The following is an 8,521-nucleotide window of genomic DNA, read 5'->3' as shown; positions in this document are numbered from 1 at the left end:
TGTTAATAACATTTCTTTAATTTCCGCGAAATTGTCGCGCACGCGTTTAATATCTAACATCGTCATACCTCCAGTAGTTTAATGACATTGCATACATTAAGTCTTGACGTAATTGCGTTGCAAGCTAGACTCCAATAGCTCCGTTTTGAATAAAAATAAACACAAAAAAGCCCCCATCCCTATAAAGGGACGAGAGCTACCCGCGTTGCCACCCTAATTGATTAGGCATATACCTAATCCACTTATTTCATAACGGCATTTCAGCCGGCTACAGCCTACTTACATTACTTCGACTGTGCAACTCCAGGACGGATTCACAAGTGCTTTTATCAGCTTCCACCACCCGCTGACTCTCTAAAAAAAACGTGCTTGCTACTACTTCCCATCATCGTGTTCAGTTATTTAAATTTTAACCATACTGTACTATATGAATACAGATTTTGCAAGCCATACCACAGGATACAAAATATACCAGGTTTTTTGAATCAGCGGCTATCTTATTATTTCAATTTATTTGAAATTTATATTCCAATTATATTTCAACCTCTGTTTCAGACAAATTCAATGCTTTCCCGCCCACCTTTACCTCAATAATTTCTTTCCCTTGAGTGGTTAACGCTATAACTATTTCTGAAGGTTTTTTCATAGAGTAACCTTGCTCAACAGATATATTAATAACATGTTCAGATTTGATTTTACCGTATTTATACAGATAACATGAAAGGGCACCATTGGATGTACCTGTTGCAGATTCTTCTGGAATACCATATAAAGGTGCCAAATTTCTACAGTGAGCATTTGAACCCTTTAGTGATTCAAGGGTAAAAATATGATAACCAATGGTATTATATTTATCGCTGATATTTTTTACTTTTTCAAAATCTGGCTTTATAGAATTTAATATATCTAAGTTTCTAATCGGTACAAGTATATCTCTAAGGCCAGTAGATACAATTTGCACTGGTAGATCCCCCAACATTTCATCTATAGTAATATTTAAGGAATCTGCAATTTCCTCCTTGTCTATTATTTCATAATAGCTTGGAGCATTTTGATCCATCATAATTGATAGGTCTTCCATTACTTCTACATTTAAAATTCCAGCCTTTGTTTCTTGAGAATATTTTCCTGGTTTAATATATCCTTGGCTTGAAAGTGTATAGAACGCTGCTATCGTTGCATGGCCACAAAGATCAACCTCTTCATTAGGTGTAAAGAATCTAACCTTGAAGTCAGCAAGATCTGACTTCATGACAAAAGCAGTCTCACTAAAACCGATGATACCTGCTATTTTTTTCATGTCCTCATCTGATAGATAATCAGCGCTAAGTACCACTCCGGCAGGGTTCCCTCCCTCAATGGATTTTGCAAATGAATTTAATGTATAAACTTTTAACTTCATAATAGAATCCCTCCAGATTGTATATCGATTTTATATTTGCACGATTGTCCCAATATTCATTTCTTCTGCTTTTGATACAATATATTTTGAAACTGCAAGATCCTGCAATGCTATGCCAGTACTATCAAAAATCGTAATTTCTTCATCACTTGTACGTCCTTTCGCATTTCCAAGTATGAATTGTCCGATTTCAGTCAAATTGTTTTTGCCTAATATACCAGCCCTTATAGCACTTTGTGTTTCTCCGACTGTGGATGCTTGTGTAATATCATCTACATATACAGAAGCTACCTCAAAGATTTTTTCATCTATTTCCTGTTTTCCAGTTATGTCTGCCCCTACACAGCTGAAATGTATGCCTGGCTTAATCCACTCCTTAAAAATCAGTGGTTTTCGCGAAGGCGTTATCGTAATTACTGCATCGGTTTCTTCCAAAGCTTTCACTGGATTTTCTACAGCTACAAACTGAACTGACTCAATTCTTTGTTTCCAGCTCTTATTATAAGTATCGTTGATATCATTTATGATTTTATCTAGTTCCGTCTTTATTGAATAACGGAATTTTGATGCATTTTCATATTTTACGGGGTCATATATATATACCTTGTTGATTGTCTGAACTTGGGATAGAGTGGCTGCAATTTGAAAAATCGCCTGAACTCCTGTACCTACAATCATTAGTGTTTTTGAATCTTGTTTTGACAGGTGTTTCACGCCTATTGAACCTGCTGCTCCAGTACGCATTCCTGTCAAATAACTTGCGTTGATCATTGCCTTAGGAAACCCATTCTTCAAATCAAATAACATAGTCAGCCCTGATATAGCTGGAAGCCCTTGATTTTTATTTTCACCAAACCATGAAACGAGTTTTAATCCAAACACATCTTCTTCATTAAGCATCCCTGATTTAATATCCATTTCTGCCCTACCCTCAAAGATCACCTCAGATACCATGGAGAATAGTCTCACCTGATTGTTGGCTTTAAGCGCATAGGCTTTTTCTACACATGCTACTGTATTCTTGATATCAAGAATGGTCTTAACATCATTATCACTTAGAATTCTTATTGGTTCCATAGTTATCATTCTCCATTAAAATTTTATATCTGTTAATGTAATTGTATTTAAACAACAACAAAAAGTCTCCAACCATTCTTGGTTGTTATTTAACCAACCAAATGATATTGTAAAAGAACTATGATTTTGGAGGGATTTTATGTTGGATATCAACTGGAGACCTGATAGAAATAGTCCTTATCGATTGAATATACAGATTGTTAACTTCATAAAAGATAAAATAGCAACTGGAGAATGGCCAGTTGGTTTTAAATTGCCAAGTCAGCGGACACTTTCTGAAATTTTCTGTGTAAACAGAAGTACCGTAGTATCTGCCCTTGAAGAGCTGGCAGCTGAAGGCCTTATTAGCGGTAATGCTGGTGGAGGTACAAAAGTAATAAACAATACATGGACATTAATGTCCGTTAATCATTCATATAATTGGCTTCCCAATATATCTTCGGGATTACATCAACCAAATCAAAATATAATGCAACAGATCAATCAGGCTGAATTCCACCCTGATATCATACGAATGGGATCCTGCGAACCTTCCCCTGATTTAATACCTAACAAAATGATTCAGGGCATACTAAAAAAACTGTCTAAGTCTATGGCATCGCTGGGTTATGAAGAACCAAAAGGAAATAACCAACTAAGAAGAGAGGTCTGCACATACCTTAAAACAATAGGAATAGAAGCTGATCCATCCTCAATTTTGATTACCTCTGGTGTTTCGCAGGCACTTCAGCTTATTTCCCTTGGACTTTTACACACGAACTCAGTAGTTTATGTTGAAAAGCCATCCTACCTATACTCTCTTAGAACCTTTCAATCTTTCGGAATGCAGCTTTCGGGAATTAAGCTGGATGAAGAAGGTATAGAAATAAAAGAATTGGTTGATCGACATAGGCGGAGAAAAGGAGCAATGCTTTTTACAATACCTACTTTTCAAAATCCTAGCGGGAGTGTCATGTCACTTGAAAGAAGAAAAACGCTTGTTGATGCGTGTGATAGAGAACGTTTGCCAATTATCGAGGATGATGTATATAGGGAGCTTTGGTTTGATGAACAACCCCCACAGCCAATAAAGGCATTTGATAACAATGGACTTGTATTATATATTGGTGGAATATCGAAGAATTTAAGTCCTGGTCTCAGGATTGGATGGATTGTTGGATCTGAAAAAGTCATTGAAAGATTGGCAGATATAAAAATGCAAACTGATTATGGAACAAGCTCACTCTCCCAGAATGTAACCACAGAACTATTCTCTAGTGGTCTTTATTATCAGCATAACGAAATAATGAGGAAAAATGTTAAGATCCGAAGAGATGTTGCCCTTGAAGCATTAAAGAAATATTTTACCGGCATCGGTACATGGAATATCCCTAGGGGCGGATATTTCATCTGGCTTAAGTTAAATGAAGGTATATCTATGTACCAGCTTTTTACTAAAGCCTTAAGTCGGAAAATACTTGTTCACCCTGGAGATTTGTATGAGTTTCACTCTGATCAATATTTAAGAATATCATATTCTTATGCATCCTTAAATGAAATTGACTATGGAATTAAAACTCTTTCAGAATTGGTAGCAGAACAATTTTTTTAAGTTTCATATAGAGATTTAAATATGGCGGATAATTATAAAAATGAGTATTGAATAACCACTGTATCAGATTCGAAAGCATCATCAACTCTTCTAGTTCTTGAAGTTTTGAATTATTAATCTATCTAATTTTCTAAAAAACTAATTGTCTTATATCTCAAATAACCTATGCGCAGAACCCGAATTTTAACACAAATATCCATAGTTCTGCGTATTTGTTCGGCCCCCTAAAGCAAACTTCCCCCAAGATAATTAGTCTGTGGGAACACAAAACACACTTCAATTTTTACACAAAAACCTCCTAAGCCTTTAATATGAGACTATTTCTTCTCTATCAATACTATGCACTCCACATGGGCTGTCAGAATAAACATATAAAAGACCTCTATCATTAATTGTACATTTCACGGTAGTTATTCCTAAACAGCAGGCCTGAGGCGATCTGAACTAAATGAGAATATCTCCTTAATTTGTGAAACATCAGTAAGAACCCTACAATTATGAAGTACTATATTTAATGTATTCTTAGTAAAATACGTGCCGATATCCTTCTTCGGTCAAGAAAGCAATAAATTTTTGAAAAAACCTTTATTAGTTCGCTAACTCTAATGTTCGTGTTTTACTCCATACATGAAGTATCCAGTCGATGGACGAATAGCACTTTCGTTGCTAAAACGCGAACGTTTAAAATCCTTTTAATTATAATGGTTTGTTTTTTTGTGTCTGTATTTTTGCAAATAATCGTCCTCAAACTGATAAAATTTTATAAATATTTGGCAAATATACCGTAAACGATAATTACCACAATTTGTACGAATAATCCCCTTATCCGATAAAAAATTGTGAATACAGTATTTATATTATGTAAACTAAATCAATAGAATTGATAAAAATTTCTTATTGGTACCACAGCTTCTAGGTTTTTTAATTTTTAAGCCAAAAATAAATTTAGACAATTACATTAAAAATAACGCTATGAGGCGTATCGAGATTTAGTATCACGTACCATTCCCCATCTCGATCGCTCTCACAGCGCACAAAAAAAGTCACTAATTTAAAAACATAATAATGAGTGACTTTTCAAAAGTCCTACTATGTAACATAAATCAAGAGAAATATTACTGAGGCTCCCTATTAAAACAAAATGTTCAACTCTTAAACAATTAAGCATTGTATATAGTATCTTCTATTTATAGATATGCCAACTTGCTAGTTCCGTTATTTATAGCTTGCTGAATTAAGTTCGTTAAGGTTTTAACTCCTCCAGGTACTAAATGAACGCCGTCAGGTTCGAAATATTCCGGATGATTAATCGCTGCGGAATACCAATCTATTAATGTGATATTATCGTACATTTGTGCTTTTTTATATAGTGCATCATTTACATTTCTTTCCCATGATCGTGGTACTCGTGTATTTACTAAATAAATATCGGCATTTGAGAAAGCCCCCAGAAGTGTCTCAATTTGGGTATCGGTAAAGTATCCGTTTGTGCCAAGTTGAATAATAACTGCCTTGTCTGGTTGATTGAAACCAGCATAATTTGGTACCAACTTAACAGCTTGATGGACTTGTCGCCCGATTTTTGCATCTATTGTAATATTAGGGTATATTTCTTGTAAGCTTGAGGCAACATCTATCATTAAAGAATCTCCAATAGCTAGTATACCCTTATAAGTTTTCTTTATAGAGGTAGTATCTGAAACACTTTTTTCTTTTTGGGTGGATGCAATGCCTTGTTCATCAGTCGTATCAATTTCTTCTTTAGTATCAACTTTTGAAGAATCTTTCTCAGCTATTTTACTGTTAGTAGACTGCTCTTCCCCATTTATTTTTATATCGGTTGGATAGTCCTTCACTGAATTCTTTTTCGCTTCTCCACCCATACCTAAGGTTCCAGAAATAAACACTAATAGAAATAAAGGAATAAGAATCGTTAATATTTTATTTCTTAAAGTAATACTTCCCCATTTATTTAAATTAAACACAAAATTTTTACGATAAAATGATCGGAATCCTTGTTTACGAATTGGCGATTCAATAAAGCGATAAGATAGTTCCGCGATTACCAATATAAGAACTAGTTGTAAGCCTACGCGCCAATACGAAGGATTCCCTATTTCATGTATTGGGGTACCTAACACCATAATTGGATAATGCCAAAGATAAATTCCATAAGATCTTGAACCGAGCCAGCACAGAGGTTTCCAAGAGAGTATTTTTCCTAAATAACTAACAGGATGGCAAACACACGCAATTAATATGGCAGCATTTATACAGAAAAGGAACATACCCCCTCTGTATAGGTAAGCTTGATATTCATCAACAAAAATAATACATAAAATAATGATACTAAAAGATACCAAACTTATAGAATTTAGCATATTGATATTTTTAATAGATAATTCTTTTGATGAAAGTTTTTTCATAGGCCAAATGAGAGCTAACCAACAGCCAATTAATAATTCAAATGACCGAGTATCTGTTCCATAATATATTCTACTTGGGTCTTCCCCTGGTTGATATAGCACACTCATTAACACTGCGGAGCTTAAAGCTGCAATAAAAACAATAATCGATAAGCTACTTTGCTTTTTAAAAACATAAAGCCCAATAATCAATAGAATTGGCCAAAGAAGATAAAACTGTTCCTCGATTGCTAATGACCATAAATTTTTTAGAGGGGAAGGAGATCCGAAGCTATCAAAATAAGATAGTTTATGAAAAATGAACCACCAATTACTTGAATAAAAAATTGAGGAAATTGCGTCTCCACGTAATGTATTTAAAAGGTCCTTGTTGAACAACATTACCCAAACGAATGTAGTTATAATCATTACATATGCAGCAGGAAGTAAACGTCTAAACCGCCCAATCCAAAATTGACCTAAACTAACTGTCAATTGGTTCCCTTTTAAAGGTAAAACAGTAGAGGTTATTAAATAACCTGATAATACAAAAAATATATCTACTCCTAAGAACCCACCTCTTGCCCAACCGAAGCTAAAATGATATGCAATTACAGCTAATACTGATAATGCCCTAATTCCATCTAGTCCTGGGATATAACGATGATTTAAAGTCTTGCCTGACATAATACTCTATTCCTCCACTACATAATATTATCAACGTTATTTATGATGTTAAATTCTCAATATAAAGCTAAACATCGCCCCTTTTTCTTCAATTATTATCAAATCCTTCACTTAAATTAAAAGCCTATTAAAAGTTTAGAAAAATTTCCTACAAAGTGTTCAAAAGGAATCTAAATTACTTCCTGAGGGAGAAGAGGAAAGTATGGAGTCTTCACTTCATAAAATGGAATTCTATACTAGGTTGCTTACCCTTTGAAAAGACTTTCTTTCACCACAATATGTATTCACAAATGCTTAGAGATAAAAGAACTTTTACTTTCTATATTTCTATTTAATATTAAGTAAGGAGAGTGATTCCTAAAATTTCTTAACAACAATTTAAAATATGTAATGTAATCGTAACACAATTGTAACATAACGCTCTAAATTATAAAACAAACTCCTAAAAAAATACATAATAAAATCCTTAAAATAATCTTAAAAATTTTATTATGTATATTTAGACTTATTCCCAGTTGTTTTTACGATTACATCATATACACTACCACTTATCCACTTATCTACCTCTAAATTTCCTTTAGCAAACATTCGCTTCTAGTTATAGGTTGTTTTTCAAAGATTGTTGCTATTCAACTAACGGAGTAGTTTTAAAGAAGAAAGATATTACGGTATTGTTACGATTGTTACGAAGAAAAGCTTGTACCAAATAACATGTTTTCCTTTGATATTGATTCATTTCGCCAATATAGGAAGCATGATATTCACTACTCACTTGAAAAGAGGCTACCAAGTTAGTAGCCTCTTAAACATGTTGAGAATAACAGGAACATACTGAGCCTCGTTGTTTATATATCGTTACTACCTTCATCCATGTTTAAGATAAAGATATTATCTCTTTTTTACTTTTTGAATAAACCTGCTGCAACTGCAGCATTAAAACTTCTTCTTGCAAAATCTGTTGGATCCCCAACATTCTCCCAATGCATGTACATTAATCTAGGAATATCAAATAGCCAATGATTATGCACTGCTGTAACAATAAGTCCTCTCTTTTGAAGCTCTTTCATAAATGGATTAATTTCCTCCTGAAGTACAACAGATTCGCCGAGGTTTAGTGTTTTAGCCAAAATACCTTCAAAAGAAAGGGCAAACGGAAGTGCTAGAGGGGATCGAGTAGTTCGTCCAAGAATGGTAGCTTTAATATCGCGAAGGCGCTGTACAACACAAACAGGTGTTGAAGTAATAACTTCCCCACCAATGATATTAGCAAGTTGTTGACATTTTATTGCACCTACGCAACTGCTTAATTTTTCTGACTGATTTTGTTTCTGGGAATGATTTTCATGCTCCAATCTATTC

General features: G+C 34.2%; 5 protein-coding genes and 1 other annotated feature. Of the genes, 1 reads left to right on the top strand and 4 read right to left on the bottom strand.

The annotated features are described in order from the left end of the window. Window positions 1–182 precede the first annotated feature (182 nt). Window positions 183–398: a binding site (T-box leader), on the bottom strand. A 134-nt stretch (window positions 399–532) separates the two neighbouring features. Together MWJ95_RS19590 and MWJ95_RS19585 are read right to left on the bottom strand one after the other, a co-directional pair. Next, the gene (locus MWJ95_RS19590; RefSeq protein ID WP_249107029.1) at window positions 533–1,402 is read right to left on the bottom strand and encodes a PhzF family phenazine biosynthesis protein; all 870 of its coding nucleotides are present in this window, start codon (window positions 1,400–1,402) and stop codon (window positions 533–535) included. Between the two features lie 30 nt (window positions 1,403–1,432). Next, the gene (locus MWJ95_RS19585; protein ID WP_249107028.1) at window positions 1,433–2,479 is read right to left on the bottom strand and encodes an ornithine cyclodeaminase family protein; all 1,047 of its coding nucleotides are present in this window, start codon (window positions 2,477–2,479) and stop codon (window positions 1,433–1,435) included. A gap of 139 nt (window positions 2,480–2,618) precedes the next feature. Here MWJ95_RS19585 and MWJ95_RS19580 point away from each other — a divergent pair, with 139 nt between their 5' ends. After that, window positions 2,619–4,070 (top strand): aminotransferase-like domain-containing protein, encoded by a 1,452-nt coding sequence (locus MWJ95_RS19580; RefSeq protein ID WP_249107027.1) that lies wholly within the window; start codon window positions 2,619–2,621, stop codon window positions 4,068–4,070. 1,187 nt (window positions 4,071–5,257) lie between these two features. Here the strand turns inward: MWJ95_RS19580 and MWJ95_RS19575 are convergent. After that, window positions 5,258–7,162: an acyltransferase family protein gene (locus MWJ95_RS19575; protein ID WP_249107026.1), complete on the bottom strand. Its 1,905-nt coding sequence runs from the start codon at window positions 7,160–7,162 to the stop codon at window positions 5,258–5,260. An 899-nt stretch (window positions 7,163–8,061) separates the two neighbouring features. Continuing rightward, entirely contained in the window at window positions 8,062–8,448 is a 387-nt protein-coding gene (locus tag MWJ95_RS19570) for a DUF1259 domain-containing protein (RefSeq protein WP_249075984.1), read from the bottom strand. Between the last annotated feature and the right edge of the window lie 73 nt (window positions 8,449–8,521).

This window comes from Lysinibacillus sp. Bpr_S20, from assembly GCF_023337835.1.
GTDB lineage: Bacteria > Bacillota > Bacilli > Bacillales_A > Planococcaceae > Lysinibacillus.
The sequence above is the reverse complement of the archived record's forward strand: the minus strand, read 5'-3'. Positions and strand labels throughout refer to the sequence as shown.

Excerpts from the sequence above, each read along its gene's own strand:
- MWJ95_RS19580 (WP_249107027.1), top strand. The coding sequence starts at position 2,619 with ATGTTGGATATCAACTGGAGACCTGATAGAAATAGTCCTTATCGATTG.
- MWJ95_RS19585 (WP_249107028.1), bottom strand. The coding sequence starts at position 2,479 with ATGGAACCAATAAGAATTCTAAGTGATAATGATGTTAAGACCATTCTT.
- MWJ95_RS19590 (WP_249107029.1), bottom strand. The coding sequence starts at position 1,402 with ATGAAGTTAAAAGTTTATACATTAAATTCATTTGCAAAATCCATTGAG.
- MWJ95_RS19575 (WP_249107026.1), bottom strand. The coding sequence starts at position 7,162 with ATGTCAGGCAAGACTTTAAATCATCGTTATATCCCAGGACTAGATGGA.